Source organism: Amycolatopsis sp. NPDC059235, assembly GCF_042754125.1.
GTDB classification, from domain to species: Bacteria; Actinomycetota; Actinomycetes; order Mycobacteriales; family Pseudonocardiaceae; genus Amycolatopsis; species Amycolatopsis albidoflava.
This window is the reverse complement of record NZ_JBHZAG010000012.1, coordinates 80812-98970: the sequence shown is the minus strand read 5'-3', so window position 1 is coordinate 98970 and position 18159 is coordinate 80812. Positions and strand designations below refer to the sequence as shown.

Here is an 18159-nt window from a genome sequence, read left to right as displayed (position 1 = left end):
GCACATCCTGCTCCACATTCCGCGACGACGCTACCGTCGAGTTCACTTCAGCCCCGCAGTCTCTGCGCTGCTTCCCGTCCGGGCGCCGCGTGCTCGCCCGGCACCGAGTCCGGATCGACAGTGGCCTGGACCACTCGGTCCTCGTCGCCCGCCAGCAGTTCCGCCCCGCCCGGCACCGAGCGCTTGACCAGCGCCAGCGCGATCGGCCCGAGTTCGTGGTGCTGCGCGACCGTGCCGATCCGGCCGACCACGCGCTCGCCGAGCTTCACCGGGTCGCCGGTCTCCGGCGTGATCTCCGGCGAACCGTCGAGGTGCAGCAGCGCGAGATACCGCGGCGGGCGGCCGACGTTGTGCACCTTCGAGACAGTCTCTTGGCCGCGGTAACAGCCCTTCGCGACATGCGCGGCCGAGCCGATCCAGCCGACCTCGTGCGGGATCGTCCGTTCGTCGGTGTCGACGCCGAGCCGCGGATGCCGTGATTCCACGCGCAGCGCGTCGAAGGTCCACGAGCCGGCCGGACGCGCGCCGGCGTCGGTGAGCCGTTGCCACCATTGAGTGAGCTGAGCGCGCGGCACCACGAGATCCGCGCCCGCTCGCGTCGGCCACGGCATCCGCCGGGCGAAACCGCCCTCGGGCAGCGCGGCCACCGAGTACGGCTCGGCGCCGAGCTCGACGCCGAGCACGCTGTCGGTCTCCGGGCCGAGCACCGAAAGAACGGCCAGTTCTTCCGTCGCGTCGCGAATCTCGACCTTGGACCAGAATTTCATCGCTTCGAGGTACTCGCGCAGGGTTTGCTTGCCGCCCTTGGGCAACGCGCTCGTGACGAGCGGGCCGGGGTCGCTGTCGAGGTACACCGTGTCGCCGGTGTGCGCGAGCACGAAATGGGTGTCGACGTGGCCCTGGCTGTCGAGGACGAGCGCTTCGGTGCCCGTGTTTCCGGCGAGTTCGGTGACGTGTTGCGAGATCACCAAATGCAGCCAGGACAAGCGTTCCTCGCCGGTGACGGCGAGGATTTCTCGGTGCGAGCGGTCGATCACGACCACTCCTCGGGCGGCGGTGCGCTGCTCGGCGAACGGATCGCCCCAGTGCCACGGAACTCCGGCTTCCGGATGGCCCTCGGGCGCGGCGACCGCGCGGGGGATTTCGAGCAGCGGCGAGCTGTACGGCATAGCCCTAAGGGTAAGTGAGTACCTTGTGGGGATGCGCGTTCTCGCCTTCCTCGACGGTTCACTGGCCGACCCCGAAGCCGCCCACCTCCGGGTGGACGACCTCGGCCTGCTGCGCGGAGACGGGGTGTTCGAAACGATCCTCGTGGCAGTGAAAAAGCCGCGGGAAATGCGTCCGCACCTCGACCGGCTCGCCCGTTCCGCGGCGATGCTGGACCTGCCGGCACCGGACCTGGACGGCTTCGCCCGAGCCGCGCAGGCAGTCGTCGACGCGTGGCAGGGCGGACCGGAAATCGCCCTGAAACTCGTGTACACGCGGGGTGTCGACGGTGATCCGGAAGGCAAGCCGACGGCGTTCGCGATGGGCCTGGAGGTCGACGAAAAGGTGCTGCGGGCGCGCACCGAAGGCGTCTCCGTGGTGACCCTGGAGCGCGGTTTCGGCCCCGAACTCGCCGAACGCGCCCCGTGGCTTTTGCTCGGCGCGAAAACGGTTTCCTACGCGATGAACATGGCCGCGCTGCGCGAGGCGGCCCGTCGCGGAGCCCAGGATGTGATCTTCACCGCTACCGACGATTCGGTCCTCGAAGGACCGACGTCGACGGTCGTCCTGGCGAAGGAACGGACGCTCTACACCCCGCCGTCCACTGTTGGCATCCTGCCAGGAACGACGCAGTACGCGTTGTTCCGCGGCGCGGAGAAGGCCGGTTGGTCGGTGAAGGTGGAGCCGCTGTCGGTGGACGACTTGCTGCACGGTGACGGCGTTTTTCTTACGTCGTCGGTGCGGAAGGTGACCCGGGTGCACACGCTGAACGGGACGGAGCTGCCGGATTCGACGGCCCTGCACGAGGAGCTGGTGGCGGCTTACGAGAGCGAGTACTGAGCGGCGTTCGCTTCGATGTGGGCGATGTCGCGAAGGCGGTCAGCGGCCGAGTCGATCACTGCTCGCGGGTCGGTGAATCCGTAGCTGTCGCAGACCAGTTTCGCGCGAGGCGGTAGAAGGCGTAGCCGAGGTCGTGCGCGCGGACCGGGATGCGCGGTGTCGAAGTCGATGAGGCCCACGATTTCTTCGCCGCGCAGCACGCAGTTGTACGGCGCTTCGCGGCGGAAATCAGTGCGGGCGGCCGCGGTCAGCGGATAGTTGCTGACCGCGCCGGGCAGGAACTCCAGCGCCTCGGTGTCGTCGTCGGCGCTGACGAACCGCGGGGCCGAACCGTATTGCCGACCCGCACGACGGTGTTCAGGTCGCCGACGAACTTCTCAGTCACCCACGACCTCCGAAATCAGCACCACCGACGGCGTGATCCCCTCTGCCCGGTACGCGCTGATCTTGTGGTGCCCGTCCACCAGCAACGGCCGCGTACCGGACAAAACCACCGCCACCGGACGGTGTCCGGAGCGGATTGCCGTGCGGTAGTACGTGACGCGGGCATCGTCGTCGTCCGGCCAGTCGCTCGCCGGGACCAGGCTCGCCGCCTCGAAGCGTTGCGGGCCGCTGACCCGGTATTGGCCGTCGACGAGCAGCGCCAGCAGTTCGCGCAGGGTTTCCGTCAGCGGCAGGCGTACCTGACCGGTCGCGAGCGCGATGCGCAGCGACTGCGGCAGCTCCGCCCGTCCTCCGGTGTTCAGCTCCAGGAAACCCGCGCCGCCGGTGATCGTTACCCGTTCCACGCTCAGAAGGACGCGTGGAACCGCACCAAGGTTCCGGGGCGTGCTTGAGCGAGTGCTCCGAGTGACTCCCGTCTCACGACCGCGACCACCGGATAACCGCCCGTGGTCGGGTGATCGGCGAGGAACACCAGCGGCGATCCGTTCGGCGGGACCTGAATCGCGCCGGTGAGCACGCCTTCGCTGGGTAACTCCGAATTGGACACTCGACGTAGCGGCTGCCCGGCAAGGCGGACCCCCACTCGGTTGGATTCCGCGGTGACTGTCCACTGTGTGTTGAGCGAGCTCGCGGGCTCGGCGAACCAATCGTCGCGCGGGCCGAGCAGGACGGGCACTGTCAGCTGCGACGGCACGGGCGCGGCGACGACCACGTCGGCACCAGAAGGAACACCGGTGACCGGACCGAGGGGGACTTTCGTACCAGCTTCTAACGGCGAGGGGCCGAGTCCAGAAAGGACATCAGTCGACCGGCTTCCCAGCACCGGCGGCACGGCGATGCCGCCGGACACCGTCAGGTAGCAGCGCAGCCCGGTGGCTGGTCGGCCGATCGTCAGTTTTTGGCCTGGCCGCAGCGAAATCGGCAGGTGCGAGCCGGTTTCCCGGCCGTCCACGGACACCGCGACCGGCGGTCCGGTCACCGCGGCAGTGCACGAAACCACAGCCCGGACAGCCAGTCCGCCCAGCACGGTTTCGATCCCGGCGGCGTCCTCGGCATTGCCGACCAGCCGGTTGCCGAGCCGTAGCGCGGCGACGTCAAGAGCACCCGACGGTGGGACGCCCAGATGTGCGTAACCGGGCCGGCCGAGGTCTTGCACCAGAGCCAGCGATCCGGTCGAGACGATCTCCAACGCGCGCATCAGACGCTCCGGAACCGCACGCGGAGGCCGGGCGTGAACAACGCCGGCCGCTCGGCGGAAGGGTCGAAAAGCGTCGCCTCGGTGTGTCCGATCAGGCGCCAGCCGCCAGGAGATTCTCTCGGGTAGACGCCGGAGTACTCGTCAGCGATGGCCACCGAGCCAGCGGGGACCCGGGTCCGCGGAGAGGCCAGCCGTGGCTGCCGCAACTGAGCGGGAAGCCCGGCGAGATAACCGAAACCGGGCGCGAAACCAGTGAACGCGACCGTGTAGACCGCGCCGGTGTGGAGGGCGACGACCTCGCCCACGCTGAGCCCCGCGTCTTCAGCGACCAGCGAGAGATCTTCGCCGGAGTAGCGCACGTCCAAAACAACTTCGCGGGCATCCCCGGCGGGCGGATGGTCCAGATCGGCCGAAGCCAGCAAGGAACGCGCAGCTTCCAGGGCACCCGCGGACGCGACTACCAGCAGCGTGCGAGCCCCAGGGACGATCTCCTCGACGCCGTCGAGCGCGGCTTCGGCGAGGGTCGCCCGGGCTGCGCTCATCTCCGCGAGCGAGGCGCAGTCGAGCAGGGCGGCGTGTTCACCGTACCGCCGCCAGCGCACGGCGTCTCCCGGAGCCTCAGCCCACCACGCGGCGCAGCAGCGCGGAGGCGTGCGGCTGCATTTCCTGGCCGACCATCGCGCGTTCCTCGACGTACCCGAGGTCGCCGTTCACCAGGCCGTACAGCCTCTGTGCACCGGTGACCTCCTTGGCCGTCGCGGTGCGGATGACCGCGTCGGTGCCGAGTTCCCAGGACGTCTGGCTGCGCGGTTTCCCGTAGTACAGCTCGACGATGCCGGAGCTGTGCGTGAGCAGCAGTTCCAGGGTGTCGTCCTCCTGCGGACGCCAGAACCCGGTTTCGCGGGCGGCGGGCCGCAGCACGCTGCCGTCCTCGTTCAGCAGCCACGAGCGCGCCTCGTGGTACAGGAACGGGCGGCCGTCGTGGGCGACGGTCAGCTGCTGGGCGAACTTGATCGGCCCGTCGATCGTCGGGTAGTCGATCTCGCCCTCGCCGCGCCAGACGCCGACGAGCGGCAGCAGTGCGAGGCACGCGTCGTTCAGGTTCGGGCCCTCGCGCAGGTTCGCCGTGTCGTTCGGGATCGCCAAGTCGTCCCACAACGGCAGGTTGCGGTCGCGCGTGCTGGCGGCCCGCTCCTCGGCTGCCGCGATGGCCTCGTCGCCACTCGTCATGCTGGTCAGCGCTGGTCGGCGTACAGCCGGTAGACGACAAAGACCGCGAACAGCACGGTGGCGATGCCCGCGATGATCAACAGGGTCGTAAACAAGGTCTCCACAGCGAGGACAATAGTCCGCCCCGGCTCATCTAGCGCTGCGCAGGGTCGTCGCGGTGAGGACGGTCACCGCCAGCAGCGCCGCTCCAGCCACCGCCATCGCGGTCTGCAGCCCTGTCGTGAGCGTGCTGCCGCGATCGAGAAGAGCTCCGAGCGCGGCGACACCGAGCGCCATCCCGACCTGTCGCGCGGCGTTCACCGTCCCGGCCGCGGTGCCGGTGCGCTGCACCGGAAGCCCGGCGAGCCCGACGACGTTGGTCGGGGTGATGCTCAGGCCGAGACCGATGCCGGACAGCGCCAGCGGGACGCTGAGCAGCCAATACGGGCTCGTGGTGTCGACCAGCAGAAAGGCGAAACTGCCCGCCGCGGTGATGACCAGGCCGATCGGGAGCACCCGTTCCGCGGTGAAGCGGGCGGCGAGCCTTCCGGAGAAGAACGCGAGAACGGCGTTGGCGACCACGTACGGCAGCATCTGCACGCCGGTCGTCGAGGCGGTGCTGCCCCAAGCCTGCTGCAGGTACACGGCGATCAGGATGGGCAGCGGGTAGCAGGCGAAGCCGATCACGAACGACGTGAAGATCGAGGTGGCGAAGCGGAGTTCGCCGAACAGCCGGATCGGCAGCATCGGATGCGGGGCGCGCAGTTCCACCACGATGAACGCGGCCAGCCCGAGCGCGCCGAGCACCGCGACCACAACGTTGGACGCGATCACGGCGTAGGTGAACGCGCCGATCCACAACGCGCCGAGCACCTGTCCGGGCAGGTCCAGCGCACCGTGCGCCGGATCGGACGACTCGCCGAGACCCCGGCGGCCGGCGAAGACCGCGAAGACGCCGATCGGCAGGTTGACCAGGAAGATCGCGGGCCAGCCGAACGCGTCGGTGATCGGTCCGCCGATGAGCGGCCCGATGACCAGCGCACCTCCGGCCACCGCGCCCCACGCCCCCAGCATCCGCGCCCGTTCGCGCGGCTCCGGATACGCGTGCGCGAGCAGCGCGATGCCGCCGGGGATGACTGCGGCCGCCGCGACGCCTTGCGCGACGCGCGCGGCGATGAGCAGTTCGAGCGTCGGGGCGAGGCCGCACACCAACGAGGCGAGCGTGAACACGGCGAGTCCGCCGAGGTAGATCCGCTTGCGGCCGTAGCGGTCGCCGAGCGTGCCGCCGGTGAGGATCACCGCGGAGAGCGCGACGGTGTATCCGTCGACAATCCATTGCAGGTCAGTGAATTCGGCGTGCAGCTCGTGTTGAATCGTCGGCAGCGCGACGCTCACCACGCTCGCGTCGAGCAACGCCATGAAGCTGCCGACGAACACGGCGATGGCCAGAAGTGGGCTCCGCGCAACGATTTTCGTTTGGGACACCCTCGCGATCTTGGGTCCTCAAGTCGGCTTGAGGTCAAGCGTCCGGAAAGCCGTGAAGGGCCCCTTGAGGGAATCAGATTCCCTCAAGGGGCCCTTCACGGACCGTAAATCAGGTGTTCTCAAGCAACCGAGATGGCCAGCTGGTGCAGGCCCGGTCCCTCCGCGGTGACGTTGGCCTCGCCGTTGCCGGTGCGGTGCAGCGCGCGCACCGTCCAGGAACCCTCGGCCGCGTAGAAGCGGAAGTCGCCGTCAGCCGAGGAAACGACCTCGCCCGCGAAGTCGCCGCCGCCGTCGAGCAGCCGGACGAACGCGCCGCCGACCGGTCCCTCGGTGCCGGTGACCTTGCCGGCCAGCACGACCTGGCCGTTGGTGTCGAAGTCCGCCGGGGTCGCTTCCTGCACAGGTGCGCTGCAGCCGTCTGCCATTACTTAGCTCCCAACTCGACCGGAACGCCGACCAGCGAACCGTATTCCGTCCACGAACCGTCGTAGTTCTTCACGTCCGCCTGGCCGAGCAGCTCGTGCAGGGCGAACCAGGCGATCGAGGAACGCTCGCCGATACGGCAGTAGGCGATGGTCGCCTTGCCCTCGTCGTAGCCGGCCTCCGCGTAGAGGTCCTTGATCTCCTGCTCGGACTTGAAGGTGCCGTCCTCGTTGGCGACCTTCGCCCACGGCACGTTCAGCGCGCCCGGGATGTGGCCCGGCACCTGCGACTGCTCCTGCGGCAGGTGCGCCGGGGCGAGCAGCTTGCCGGAGAACTCGTCCGGCGAGCGCACGTCGATGTAGTTCTTCGCGCCGATCTCCTTGACGACCTCGTCGCGGAACGCGCGCAGCGACAGGTCCTGGTCCTTGGCCTTGTAGCTGGTGGCCTCGCGCTTGACCTCGTCGGAGTTCAGCTCGCGGCCGTCGAGCTCCCACTTCTTGCGGCCGCCGTCGAGCAGCTGCACGTTCTCGTGGCCGTAGAGCTTGAAGTACCAGTACGCGTAGGCGGCGAACCAGTTGTTGTTGCCGCCGTAGAGGACCACGCGGTCGTCGTTCGAGATGCCCTTCTCCGACAGGAGCTTCTCGAAGCCCTCCTTGTTGACGAAGTCGCGGCGGACGCCGTCCTGGAGGTCGTTGCGCCAGTCGAGCTTCACCGCGCCGCGGATGTGCCCGTTGTCGTAGGCGGTCGTGTCCTCGTCGACCTCGGCGAACACCACGCCCGGGGTGTCCAGGTTTTCCTCGGCCCACTGGGTGGTGACCAGGACGTCTTCTCGGCTCATGGAAGCTGGCTCTCTTTCTTGGTTGGGTTTACGAGGACGCCCGCGCGGGGCTGAAACGCTTGATCAGCAGGTACACCTGGCACCCGAGGCAATAGTTGAACGCCGCGTTGAGGAAGGCGGCGAAGAGCGCGAACGCGGTCGCGACGACGCCGAGCGGCGTCACGCCGGTCGCGAAGCCGATCGTGCCGACGAGCGCGAACACGAACCCGACCGCTTGGGCGAACCGCAGCGGAGCGGCGTCCTCGCGTTCGGTCGGCGGCCCGAGCCGCGGCGCGACCACGAGCCGGTACAGCACCGAGTACGGCGCGGGCTTGAGCCCGACGAACGCACCGATCGCGAAGACCACGGTCTGCAGTGCGAGCAACGGCCACCACTGCGTGACGAGCACGACGGCGAGCACCACCGTGGTCACGATCGCGGCGAACCTGGGACCTCGCGGGTCTACGGCCGGTCCGGCGGACATGGGTTCCTCCTGCTCAGTGCGAGGGGAAGGGCGTGCGGGCAGCACGCGGCGAAGACGGGTACAGCGGAACGGCGCGAGACGTGCTTCAGCGCCGGCCGGAAAAAGGCAGACACAAGCTGCTGCGCACGCGGCAGAAATCGACCGCGCGGCGCTGCGTCAGAAGGGTGATGGGCAGCTCGTCCACAGGGGGGAGGGTACCCAGGCTCGCTCGCTCCCGGAACCATGTTCATTCCTTGGGACGAGGTCCGGATCCTGAGAATCAACCGCCGCGGGGCCGGGCTCTCTCCCCGTGCCCGCCGGCCCGGTACGCCGTGCGGAGGTCCGTGAAGGGAACCCTGACGGAATCAGAGTCCGTGAGGGTTCCCCTCACGGACGTCGGGGCAAGCGGAGCCGGGCGGCGAGAGGGTCAGTGCGACGCGGCGGTGAGGTGCGGGCGGAGCGCCTCGAGCAGCTCCGGGCCTTTGGGCACGCCGCCCACGCGCAGCAGTTCCCGGCCTTCCGGGTCCAGCGCGAGCGTGGTCGGCGTGCTGAGCACCGACAATGCCTGCGCGACCTCGGGACGTTCGGTGACGTCCAGGTCGACGTGGTGCAGGCCGTCGGTCTTCTCCGCGAGCGACGACAGAATCGCCCGCGTGTGCCGGCACGGGGTGCAGAACGTGGTGGAGATCTGCACCAGCGTGACGGCGGATTCCGGATCAAGGGCCTCGGCGACCGGAGCGGGGAGAGTGCGGGTCGCGGCGGCCGGTTTGGCCGCGCGGATCCGGCCGTTGCGGGCGCGCAGGACCAGGCCCGCGGCCGTCGCCACGACCAGCGTCGCCAGCAGCACCCACACTCCGGTCACCGGGATCAGCCTCCGTGGTTGGTGGACAGGTCGGCGAAGTTCACGTCGTGCGCTTCGCCCTTGAGCGTCACCGAACCGCTGTCCACGCGGACCGCGGTCGGCGTGACCGACAGCGGCAGCCGGGACGTGGAGATGGTCGCCCGGAAGTTCGGCAGCAGAGCTTTCTGCACAGCTTCCGGAACGATCGTGGTGCTCTGGTCATTCCCGAACTGCAGCCGGTAAGGCACGATCGAGATCGACTTCGCCTTGAGCTCGATCAGCGCGAAGCAGAAGATCTCCACCTTCTGCCCGGCCACCTGGACGTCGCCGGAGATCCGCAGTCCCGCGCTGGTGCCGTCGGCCGGTTCGCCGTCGGCGTTGGTCGGCGTCGGGTCCGGCTGCTTGCCCTGCTCGGTGTCGCCGTACTTCACATACGCCTGGGTCGACTGCTCGATCTTCAGGTTCTGGATCTTGTTCAGCGGCGAGACGCGCGCGAGGTCGGCCGCCTTGATCGTCACCGCGCCGGTGAGCTTGCCGATCTTCACCGCCTTGGTGTTGCCGGACGTGAGGTCCGACAGCGGCGCGATGACGTCCTCGAGTTCGGCGCTGACCCGCAGGTCGCGAAGTTCGCTGCCGACCGGCACGCCGTCCGCGGAAACCGTGATGTGACTGTAGTCACCGGAGAGCGCCTGCACGGTGAACGGGAAGCCGTGGATGGTGACCGACGGATCGTCGCTCAGCCCGAGCTGCGCGCGGGCTTTCTGCGAGATCGTGTGCTCGGCGAAGGCCGCCGCTCCGAAATCCGCACCGACCAGCAGGAGCACCAGCACTCCCAGCACGATGAGCCACCGCCGCACGCGCCTGCCGCGGCGGCCGTTGCCGGGGTTGCTGGCCGGTCGGTCGTCCCGGGTCACGGGCCTGCTCGCCATCGCCTCGGTTCTCCTGTTCGGGTGGATTTCGTCGTGGTGCGGGTCACGCCCGGCGCGTTAGACCAGGTGTGATCGATCCAGCACGAGCTAGGTGCCGGGGTGTTCACCCGCTATTCTCACTTAGCACCGACCGACGCCACGTTTGAGGCGACGAATCTGAAGGCGGTGCGGATCATGAGCTTGGACCTGCTGGTGCTGACGGGGGAACTCGACGCTACCTCCGTACTACCCGCGCTGGACCTGCTGCCGCACACCGTACGCGTACGCGAGCCGGAAGTGACGGCCCTGCTCGACGCGGGCCACCGGGACGTCATCCTCCTCGACGCGCGCAGCGATCTCGCGTCCGCGAAGAGCCTGTGCCGCCTGCTCAAAGGCGCGGAGGACGAATCGGGCACGCCGGTCATCGCGGTCGTCGGCGAAGGCGGTCTGGTCGCGGTCAACGCCGAATGGCGCACTGACGACATCCTTCTGCCCACCGCGGGTCCCGCCGAAGTGGACGCGCGGCTGCGGCTCGCCACCACTCGCGACGGCATCGGCCTGCAGGCGGACGCCGAGCTGCGCGTAGGCGACCTTGTCATTGACGAAGCGACGTACACGGCGAAGCTGCGCCGTCGCACGCTTGAGCTGACGTACAAGGAGTTCGAGCTCCTTAAGTACCTCGCCCAGCACGCCGGCCGGGTGTTCACCCGCGCGCAGCTGCTGCAGGAAGTGTGGGGTTACGACTTCTTCGGCGGCACGCGCACGGTCGACGTCCACGTACGGCGGCTTCGCGCGAAGCTCGGTCCGGAGCACGAGCAGATGATCGGCACTGTGCGAAACGTCGGCTACAAGTTCGAGCGGCCGGCGAAGGGCGCGAAGCCGGTGATCGCCGTTCCGTCCGACGCTTCGGAGCTGACCTCCCGCTGACTTTCGCCGGTAAGGTCGGTCTGTGGCTATCGACCTTGGCGACTGGACGACCGATCCCGGCGACGCGGTGCGCGAAGTGCTGCTCGCGGCGAAAGCGACTGACGGGCGTCCCGAGGTCGACGCGACCGGGCCGTTGCCGCGCGACTTCGAGGGCGGGCTGCATCTCCTCGCCCGCCTCGACGGCGCGCCCGCCGGGTACGTCCACCTTGATACCGAAGGCGATTCCCACGGCCATCAGGTCGCGGAGCTTTTCGTGCACCCGGATTTCCGGCGTCGTGGCGTCGGCACCGCGCTCGCGCGGGCAGTGGTCGAACGCGCCGACGCGGGATTCCGCGTGTGGGCGCACGGCGATCACCCTGGTGCGGCGGCGATCGCGGCGAAACTCGGCCTCGGCCGGCAGCGCGAAATGCTGATCCTGCACGTCGATGTCGCCGGTGCGGACTGGCCGGAACCGGTGCTGCACAACGGTTTCCGGTTGCGCACCTTCGTGCCGGGCCAGGACGAGGACGCGATGGTCGCGGTCAACGCGCGCGCCTTCGACTGGCATCCGGAACAGGGCGCGCTGACCGCCGCCGAGGTGCGCGCCGAAGAACGGCAGGCCTGGTTCGACCCGGCAGGCTTCTTCCTCGCAGAGAACGAGAGCGGCGACGTCGTCGGCTTCCACTGGACGAAGGTCCACGACCCGGTGCCCGGCCGGTTCGACGGAGACCCAGTCGGGGAGGTCTACGTGGTCGGCGTGGATCCTGCTACTCAGGGTAGTGGCCTCGGCAAGGCGCTGACCTTGGCCGGACTCCGTTACCTGCGGTCCCGGGGGCTACCGAGGGTGATTCTCTACGTCGAGGGCGACAACGCCGCGGCCTTGGCCGTGTACAACAAGCTGGGGTTCCAGCGTTTCGAGACCGACGTCCAGTACGGTGAGTGATCACGGTCGGCGCATGCGGTGACCCGGGTTACTTTCTGCGTACTAGCAGGTCACGACCAGGCCACGGCACCCATTCGGGGTAGTAGTCCTGCTCACAAACGGTGACTTGTTCACCTCCCGTTCATGCAACCAAGGACGACCGTCCACCGAGGCTGCCTAGTGTCCGGTTCCGGTGCGGCTCACCCGCCGCCAATCCCGACCGGATTCAAAAAGGCACATCTCCGAGTGGAGGAAATGCAGTGAAGATCATGCGGCCCCTGGGTGCCGTCGGCATCGTGGCGAGCGCCGCCCTCGTCCTCGCCGCTTGTGGCTCCGACCCTTCGGCGTCGAACAGCGGCTCGGGCTCGAACTCCGCCGCTCCCGCCGCCACCGGAACCGCCCAGGTCGACTGCGGGGGCAAGAGCCCGCTTTCCGCTGAGGGCTCGACGGCCCAGAAGAACGCCATCGAGGTGTTCAACCAGGCCTACAACAAGAAGTGCTCCGGCCAGAAGGTGAACTACAACGGCACCGGTTCCGGCGCCGGCGTCAAGCAGTTCAACGCCAACCAGGTCGACTTCGGCGGCTCGGACTCGCCGATCAAGGACGCCGACCTCGAGGCCGCCACCAAGCGCTGCGCCTCGCCCGCGCTGAACATCCCGCTGGTCGTCGGCCCGATCGCGGTCGGCTACCACCTGTCCGGGGTGGACAACCTGACGCTGACCCCGCAGGTCATCGCCAAGATCTTCAACGGCGGCATCAAGAACTGGAACGACCCGGCCATCAAGGCGGTCAAGGGCAACGAGAGCCTGAACCTGCCGGACAAGCCGATCCAGGTCGTCTCCCGCTCCGAGGAGTCGGGCACCACCGACAACTTCCAGAAGTACCTCGGCGCGGCCGCGAAGGACGTCTGGACCCAGGGCGCGGGCAAGAAGTTCGTCGGCGGCGTGGGCAACGGTGCGCAGGGCTCGAACGGTGTCGCGAGCACCGTCAAGGGCGCCGACGGCTCGATCACCTACGTGGAGAGCGCGTTCGCCAAGGACGGCGTCACCCCGGCCAAGATCGACAGCGGCTCCGGCGGCGTCGAGCTGAGCGCGGAGAACGTGGCCAAGTCGCTGGACGCCGCCAAGTTCGCCCACCCGGGCACCAACGACCTGGCGATGGACCTCAACGGCATCTACTCCAGCAACGTGCCGGGCGCCTACCCGCTGCTGCTGACCACGTACGAGATCGTGTGCTCGAAGTACTCGAACCCGGACGTCGCGAAGGCCGTCAAGGCGTTCCTGACGGTGGCCGCCACCGACGGCCAGCAGCCGCTGTCGGCCAAGGGCTACGTGCCGATCCCGCAGAGCCTGCAGGACAAGGTGCTGAAGGCCGTCAAGGAAATTTCCTGAACCGCCTAACTGGTACGAAGGCTGACAGAGACTGTCGATGAGCGACCAATCCTCGACGCGAACGCCCACCGGCGACCCCGGTGGGCGTTCGTCGTCCGCCCGAGCGTTCCCGGAGGATCCGATTTCGGACAAGCCACCCGCGCCGGCGCCGGAAGCGCCGCCCGCGCGGAAGAAGCCGACGAAGGTGCGAGCCGGTGACCGCATCTTCCAGAACTTGACCACCGGGGCCGGGATCTTCGTCGTCGCCCTGATCGCCTTGATCGGGATTTTCCTGGTCGTGCAGGCGATTCCGGCGCTGAAGGCGGACAAGGTCAACTTCCTGTTCAACCACGGGTGGTCGACGAACGACCCGGCCAACATGGCGTTCGGGATCGCCGACCTCGCCGAGGTCACCGTGGCGACCTCGCTGGTGGCGCTGATCATCGCGATGCCGATCTCGCTGGGCATCGCGCTGTTCCTCACCCAGTACGCGCCCGCGAAACTGGCCCGGCCGTTCGCCTACGTCGTGGATCTGCTCGCCGCGGTGCCGTCGATCATTTTCGGCCTGTGGGGCATTCTCGTGTTCGCGCCGGCGATCGAGCCGTTTTCCGAGTGGGTCAACAGCACCTTCTCGTGGATTCCGATTTTCGCGCCGGGCAACATCGCGCCGAACGTGCGCGGCACCATTTTCACCGCCGGGATCGTGCTCGCGGTGATGATTCTGCCGATCATCACGTCGCTTACCCGCGAGGTTTTCGAGCGCACGCCGACGGCGCAGGTCGAGGGCGCGCTCGCGCTCGGAGCCACGCGCTGGGAGGTCATTCGCACCACGGTGCTGCCGTTCGGCAAGGCGGGCTTCGTCGGCGCGTCGATGCTGGGCCTCGGCCGCGCACTCGGTGAAACCATTGCGCTGGCGGTGATTCTGCTGATCCCGCAGGGCCGCAACTTCGACTGGAGCCTCTTCGACGGCGGCGCGACCTTCGCCTCGAAGATCGCCCAGAACTACAGCGAGTTCAACAACCCGACCTCGGCCGGCGCCTATATCGCGGCCGGCCTGGTGCTGTTCGTGCTGACGTTCCTGGTCAACTTCGCCGCCCGCTCGATCGTCGGAAAGAAGGTGGGGTGACCATGTCGACCACCCTCGAACGGCCCGCGACGACACCGGCTTTCCAGCAGGTGAGCGCGGCCCGCAAGGTCAAAAACGGCGTCGCCACGGTGCTCGTGTGGCTGTCCTTCCTGATCGCCGTGGTCCCGCTGGTGTGGGTGCTGTACACGGTGATCGCCAACGGGATCAAGCGGATCCCGTACAGCAACTGGTGGGGCCAGGACTTCGGTTCGGTGCTCGGCGACGAGGTCGGCGGCGGCGTGCTGCACGCGATCATCGGCACCCTGTTGCAGGGCGTGGTGTGCGCGGTCATCTCGGTGCCGATCGGCCTGCTGGTCGCGATTTATCTCGTCGAATACGGTCGCGGCAAGCTGGCCAAGGCCACCACGTTCATGGTGGACATCCTGTCCGGTGTTCCGTCCATTGTGGCCGCACTGTTCATTTACGCGCTGTGGGTCACCACGCTCGGCCTGCCGCGCAGCGGGTTCGCGGTGTCGCTGGCCTTGGTGCTGCTGATGATTCCGGTGGTTGTCCGTTCGGCGGAGGAAATGCTGCGGATCGTGCCGGACGACCTGCGCGAAGCGTCGTACGCGCTGGGCGTGCCGAAGTGGAAGACGATCATGAAGATCGTGCTCCCGACGGCGTTGTCGGGCATCCTCGGCGGCATCATGATGGCGCTCGCCCGCGTGATGGGCGAAACCGCGCCGCTGCTGGTGCTCGTGGGCTACACGTCTTACGTCAACTGGAACATCTTCAGCGGGGAGCAGGCGTCGCTGCCGTTGGTGATGAACAACGAACGCGCCACCAACTCGATGGACCCGGGCAGCGTCGGCTTCGACCGGATCTGGGGAGCCGCGCTCACCCTGGTGCTCATCATCGCCGTGATCAACCTGCTCGCCACGGTCCTTTCCCGCATCGTCGCCCCGAAGAAGAAGTGAGTCATGGCCAAGCGAATCGACGTCAAAGACCTGGACATCTACTACGGCAAGTTCCACGCCGTGGACAGCGTCACGCTGAACGTCCCGCCGCGGAACGTGACCGCGTTCATCGGGCCGTCGGGCTGTGGCAAGTCGACGGTGCTGCGCACGCTGAACCGCATGCACGAGGTCATTCCCGGCGCTCGGGTCGACGGCCAGGTGCTGCTCGACGGCGAGGACATCTACGCCTCGGCGGTGGACCCGGTGCAGGTGCGCCGCACCATCGGCATGGTGTTCCAGCGGCCGAACCCGTTCCCCACGATGTCCATTAAGGACAATGTGGTGGCCGGGCTTCGCCTTGGCGGCACCAAGAACCGCAAGCAGCTCGACGAGATCGCCGAGCGGGCGCTGCGCGGCGCGAACCTGTGGAACGAGGTCAAGGACCGGCTGAACAAGCCGGGCGGCGGCCTCTCCGGCGGTCAGCAGCAGCGGCTCTGCATCGCGCGGGCGATCGCGGTGCAGCCGGACGTGCTGCTGATGGACGAGCCGTGTTCGGCGCTGGACCCGATCTCGACGCTCGCGATCGAGGACCTGATCGGCGAGCTGAAGAAGGAATACACGATCGTCATCGTGACGCACAACATGCAGCAGGCGGCGCGGGTTTCCGACCAGACCGCGTTCTTCAACCTGGCCGGCGTCGGCCAGCCCGGCCGCTTGATCGAGCTGAACGACACGGAGAAGATCTTCTCCAACCCGGACGAGAAGGCCACCGAGGACTACATCTCGGGCCGCTTCGGCTGATTCCACTGTGGACGGCCGCCCTGGTTTTCCTTGCCAGGGCGGCCGTTTTCGTTTCCGGGCACTAAAAAACCGCCACCCGCGCTTGGTCCGGATGGCGGTTTTCGTTGTGGTGTCTTTAGATAGTCAGGTCTTCGTCGTCGGTGCCGTAGCCCGGCATCCGGCCGGTGACCACGAAAATCATCCGCTTGGCGACGGACACCGCGTGGTCGGCGTAGCGCTCGTAGAAGCGGCCGAGCAGCGTGACGTCGACGGCGGAAGCGACGCCGTGCGGCCATTCGCGGTCCATCAGCACGGTGAACAGGTGCCGGTGCAGGTCGTCGACCTGGTCGTCCTCGGCCTCGAGGTCCTTGGCGGCGGAGACGTCCTTGGTCTTGATGACCGCCTCGACCTGCCGGGCGAGCTTGACCGCGGCCTGGCCCATCTCGGCGAAGTACGGCTTGACCGCTTCCGGCAGCACCGGGTCGGGGTGGCGGCGGCGGGCGGCCTTGGCGACGTGCAGGGCGAGATCTCCCATGCGCTCCAGGCTTTCCGCCGCGTGGATGGCGGCGAGCACGGTGCGCAGATCGGTCGCGACCGGGGCCTGCAGCGCGAGCAGCGCGTACGCCTGCTCCTCGCATTCGGCGCGCGCGTCGTCGACCTTCGCGTCGTCGCTGATCACCTGCTCGGCGAGGCCGAGGTCGACCTCCAGCAGTGCTTTGGTGGCCCGCTCCATGGCGTCGGCGACCTGAACCGACATCGCGGCCAGGTTTTCGGCGAGCTGATCGAGTTCCACATGGTAGGCCTCACGCATGAGCACACCCTACGACGTGGACTGTCCGAATACCGCATCGCTGGGTGAACCGCATATGAACCCCGCCTAACGAATCCGAATGATCAGCCGGTGTTGACGCTCTTGCGCGAATCGGCGTTGGCCGGCGGCGCGCTGGCCGCGGTTCCGGCGGGCTGGTTGCCCGGAAGCGGCGTGTTGTCGCGCAACGCGTCGAAGAGGCTCTTGGACTTTTCCTGGACCAGCACTTCGTTGCCGCGCTTGTTCGGCAGGCCGACGGTGGGCACGGTCATGAAGTTGATGTTGGCCGGGTTCAGTCCGCGCATCGACTGCGCGAGCGTCATCATCTGCTGCACGCCGAGGTTGTCGCCGAACGTGGCGTGCGCGAACGCGGTGATGAAGCCGGACAGTTTTCCCGGATCCAGCACGACATCCGAGGACATGACCTTCTTGAGCAGCGCGCCGATGAACGCCTGCTGCCGCTTGATCCGGCCGTAGTCGGAGGTCGGGTCGCCGATGACGTGCCGGGCGCGCACGTAGCTCAGCGCCTGGTCGCCGGAAATAGTGACGTCGCCGGTTTCGGCCAGCACCTTGCCGAGCGTGGTGTCGTCGATCGGTTTCTCGTTGTGCACGGTCACTCCGTGCACGGCATCGACCATTTCCTTGAACCCGTTGAAATCGATGCCGATGAAGTGGTTGATCCGCAGGCCGGTGATCTTCTGGATCACTTTCGTCATGCACTGCGGCCCGCCGACCGCGTAGGCCGTGTTGAGCTTCGCGATCTTCTGCTCGCGCACGATTTCGTCGGTAGTCTGCGATTTGGCCGGGTCCCACCGATTGCAGTCCGGGCGGTCGATTTCGAGGTCCCGGGGGAATGAGACGACGACAACCCGCTTCCGGTCCGCGGGAACGTGCGCCACCATCACCGTGTCCGACCGCGCGCCAGGGATATTCGCCGCGTCCCCGACATTTTCCTCGGACGACGCCCCGTCCCGCGAATCTGAGCCGACCATGAGGAAGTTCTCGTCGTTGGCCTGCGCGTCGGCGTTCTGGATGTCGGAAGAGTTCTCGTCCAGCGCGGAAACCTCGGTGAACTTGGCGTCGAACCACGTGACCGCACCCCAGGCGACTCCCGTGCCGATGAAGATCAGCACAGCGACCACAATAAGCGCGATCCGCCCGATCCGGATATTGCGCGCGATGTGCCGCTGCTTTTTCTCCTGCAGCCGGGTCTGCTCGGATTGTTCGGCGGGTTTCTCTTCTGCTTCGTCCTCTTTGTCCAGCAAAACGACCCGCTGCAACGCGGTCCGGGTCTGCTCGAACAACGCCATCGACCGGGTAGTGAGCCGCTCCCGCCGTTCCCGGCGCTTCGCCTCCTCAGCCGCCGCGTCGTCGTGCGCGGCCGAGAACCGGGCGAGACTGTGATCGATCTTGCGACGGTACTGAGTCGCCTCGTCGATCGCCTCCATCTCGTCGGTCATGGTGAGCGGATCCATCTCAGCCCGCGCCGCCGCGGCCGACTTCACCGGCGTACGCCG

Annotated in this window: 21 protein-coding genes; 7 read left to right on the top strand and 14 right to left on the bottom strand. The window is 67.8% G+C overall.

Translation table 11 applies throughout. The features are described from left to right. Positions 1-47: 47 nt before the first annotated feature. A complete protein-coding gene (locus ACFXI3_RS11365) occupies positions 48-1169 on the bottom strand; it encodes a YgfZ/GcvT domain-containing protein (RefSeq protein ID WP_378399445.1) in 1122 nt (373 codons plus the stop codon). 31 nt (positions 1170-1200) lie between these two features. Between ACFXI3_RS11365 and ACFXI3_RS11360 the strand changes: the two genes are divergently transcribed. Next, the gene (locus ACFXI3_RS11360) at positions 1201-2046 is read left to right on the top strand and encodes an aminodeoxychorismate lyase (RefSeq protein ID WP_378399444.1); all 846 of its coding nucleotides are present in this window, start codon (positions 1201-1203) and stop codon (positions 2044-2046) included. Here the strand turns inward: ACFXI3_RS11360 and ACFXI3_RS11355 are convergent. The 11 genes from ACFXI3_RS11355 to ACFXI3_RS11305 all read right to left on the bottom strand — a co-directional run bounded on the left by ACFXI3_RS11355 (position 2028) and on the right by ACFXI3_RS11305 (position 9855). Next, on the bottom strand, positions 2028-2225 hold the full coding sequence (locus ACFXI3_RS11355) for a hypothetical protein (RefSeq protein WP_378399443.1): 198 nt from the start codon (positions 2223-2225) through the stop codon (positions 2028-2030). The genes ACFXI3_RS11360 and ACFXI3_RS11355 overlap by 19 nt on opposite strands. Before the next feature lie 198 nt (positions 2226-2423). After that, the gene (locus tag ACFXI3_RS11350) at positions 2424-2834 is read right to left on the bottom strand and encodes a hypothetical protein (protein ID WP_378399442.1); all 411 of its coding nucleotides are present in this window, start codon (positions 2832-2834) and stop codon (positions 2424-2426) included. Positions 2835-2836: 2 nt separating this feature from the next. Next, a complete protein-coding gene (locus ACFXI3_RS11345) occupies positions 2837-3688 on the bottom strand; it encodes a biotin-dependent carboxyltransferase family protein (protein ID WP_378399441.1) in 852 nt (283 codons plus the stop codon). Next, positions 3688-4290: an allophanate hydrolase subunit 1 gene (locus ACFXI3_RS11340; protein WP_378399440.1), complete on the bottom strand. Its 603-nt coding sequence runs from the start codon at positions 4288-4290 to the stop codon at positions 3688-3690. Before ACFXI3_RS11340 ends, ACFXI3_RS11345 begins: the two co-directional genes overlap by 1 nt. Before the next feature lie 16 nt (positions 4291-4306). Further along, positions 4307-4918: an FABP family protein gene (locus tag ACFXI3_RS11335; RefSeq protein ID WP_344266171.1), complete on the bottom strand. Its 612-nt coding sequence runs from the start codon at positions 4916-4918 to the stop codon at positions 4307-4309. A 129-nt stretch (positions 4919-5047) separates the two neighbouring features. Beyond that, positions 5048-6382 (bottom strand): MFS transporter, encoded by a 1335-nt coding sequence (locus ACFXI3_RS11330; RefSeq protein WP_378399439.1) that lies wholly within the window; start codon positions 6380-6382, stop codon positions 5048-5050. Positions 6383-6501: 119 nt separating this feature from the next. Continuing rightward, positions 6502-6807 (bottom strand): DUF1416 domain-containing protein, encoded by a 306-nt coding sequence (locus tag ACFXI3_RS11325; RefSeq protein ID WP_344266165.1) that lies wholly within the window; start codon positions 6805-6807, stop codon positions 6502-6504. Continuing rightward, positions 6807-7643 carry a sulfurtransferase gene (locus ACFXI3_RS11320; RefSeq protein ID WP_344266162.1) on the bottom strand — a complete coding sequence of 279 codons (837 nt, stop codon included), beginning with the start codon at positions 7641-7643 and terminating at the stop codon, positions 6807-6809. Before ACFXI3_RS11320 ends, ACFXI3_RS11325 begins: the two co-directional genes overlap by 1 nt. 28 nt (positions 7644-7671) lie before the next feature. Next, complete coding sequence (locus ACFXI3_RS11315; RefSeq protein ID WP_344266159.1) at positions 7672-8106, bottom strand: DUF4395 domain-containing protein; 435 nt, start codon at positions 8104-8106, stop codon at positions 7672-7674. Between the two features lie 406 nt (positions 8107-8512). Continuing rightward, a complete protein-coding gene (locus ACFXI3_RS11310; protein WP_378399438.1) occupies positions 8513-8947 on the bottom strand; it encodes a TlpA family protein disulfide reductase in 435 nt (144 codons plus the stop codon). Between the two features lie 5 nt (positions 8948-8952). Continuing rightward, positions 8953-9855: a DUF2993 domain-containing protein gene (locus tag ACFXI3_RS11305; protein WP_344266153.1), complete on the bottom strand. Its 903-nt coding sequence runs from the start codon at positions 9853-9855 to the stop codon at positions 8953-8955. A gap of 174 nt (positions 9856-10029) precedes the next feature. Here ACFXI3_RS11305 and ACFXI3_RS11300 point away from each other — a divergent pair, with 174 nt between their 5' ends. The 6 genes from ACFXI3_RS11300 to pstB all read left to right on the top strand — a co-directional run bounded on the left by ACFXI3_RS11300 (position 10030) and on the right by pstB (position 15855). Beyond that, on the top strand, positions 10030-10761 hold the full coding sequence (locus ACFXI3_RS11300; RefSeq protein WP_344266150.1) for a response regulator transcription factor: 732 nt from the start codon (positions 10030-10032) through the stop codon (positions 10759-10761). 22 nt (positions 10762-10783) lie between these two features. Beyond that, on the top strand, positions 10784-11683 hold the full coding sequence (gene mshD, locus ACFXI3_RS11295; protein WP_378399437.1) for a mycothiol synthase: 900 nt from the start codon (positions 10784-10786) through the stop codon (positions 11681-11683). Positions 11684-11922: 239 nt separating this feature from the next. Then, positions 11923-13053 (top strand): phosphate ABC transporter substrate-binding protein PstS, encoded by a 1131-nt coding sequence (gene pstS, locus ACFXI3_RS11290; RefSeq protein WP_344266144.1) that lies wholly within the window; start codon positions 11923-11925, stop codon positions 13051-13053. 184 nt (positions 13054-13237) lie between these two features. Then, positions 13238-14158 carry a phosphate ABC transporter permease subunit PstC gene (gene pstC, locus ACFXI3_RS11285; RefSeq protein WP_344266713.1) on the top strand — a complete coding sequence of 307 codons (921 nt, stop codon included), beginning with the start codon at positions 13238-13240 and terminating at the stop codon, positions 14156-14158. Positions 14159-14160: 2 nt separating this feature from the next. Beyond that, a complete protein-coding gene (gene pstA, locus ACFXI3_RS11280; protein WP_344266141.1) occupies positions 14161-15075 on the top strand; it encodes a phosphate ABC transporter permease PstA in 915 nt (304 codons plus the stop codon). 3 nt (positions 15076-15078) lie between these two features. Next, complete coding sequence (pstB, locus tag ACFXI3_RS11275) at positions 15079-15855, top strand: phosphate ABC transporter ATP-binding protein PstB (RefSeq protein ID WP_116204524.1); 777 nt, start codon at positions 15079-15081, stop codon at positions 15853-15855. A gap of 115 nt (positions 15856-15970) precedes the next feature. On the opposite strand, the gene phoU is transcribed toward pstB, so the two are convergent. Next, positions 15971-16645 (bottom strand): phosphate signaling complex protein PhoU, encoded by a 675-nt coding sequence (gene phoU / locus ACFXI3_RS11270; protein WP_344266135.1) that lies wholly within the window; start codon positions 16643-16645, stop codon positions 15971-15973. 83 nt (positions 16646-16728) lie between these two features. Further along, the gene (locus ACFXI3_RS11265; RefSeq protein ID WP_377926896.1) at positions 16729-18117 is read right to left on the bottom strand and encodes an LCP family protein; all 1389 of its coding nucleotides are present in this window, start codon (positions 18115-18117) and stop codon (positions 16729-16731) included. Positions 18118-18159 lie beyond the last annotated feature (42 nt).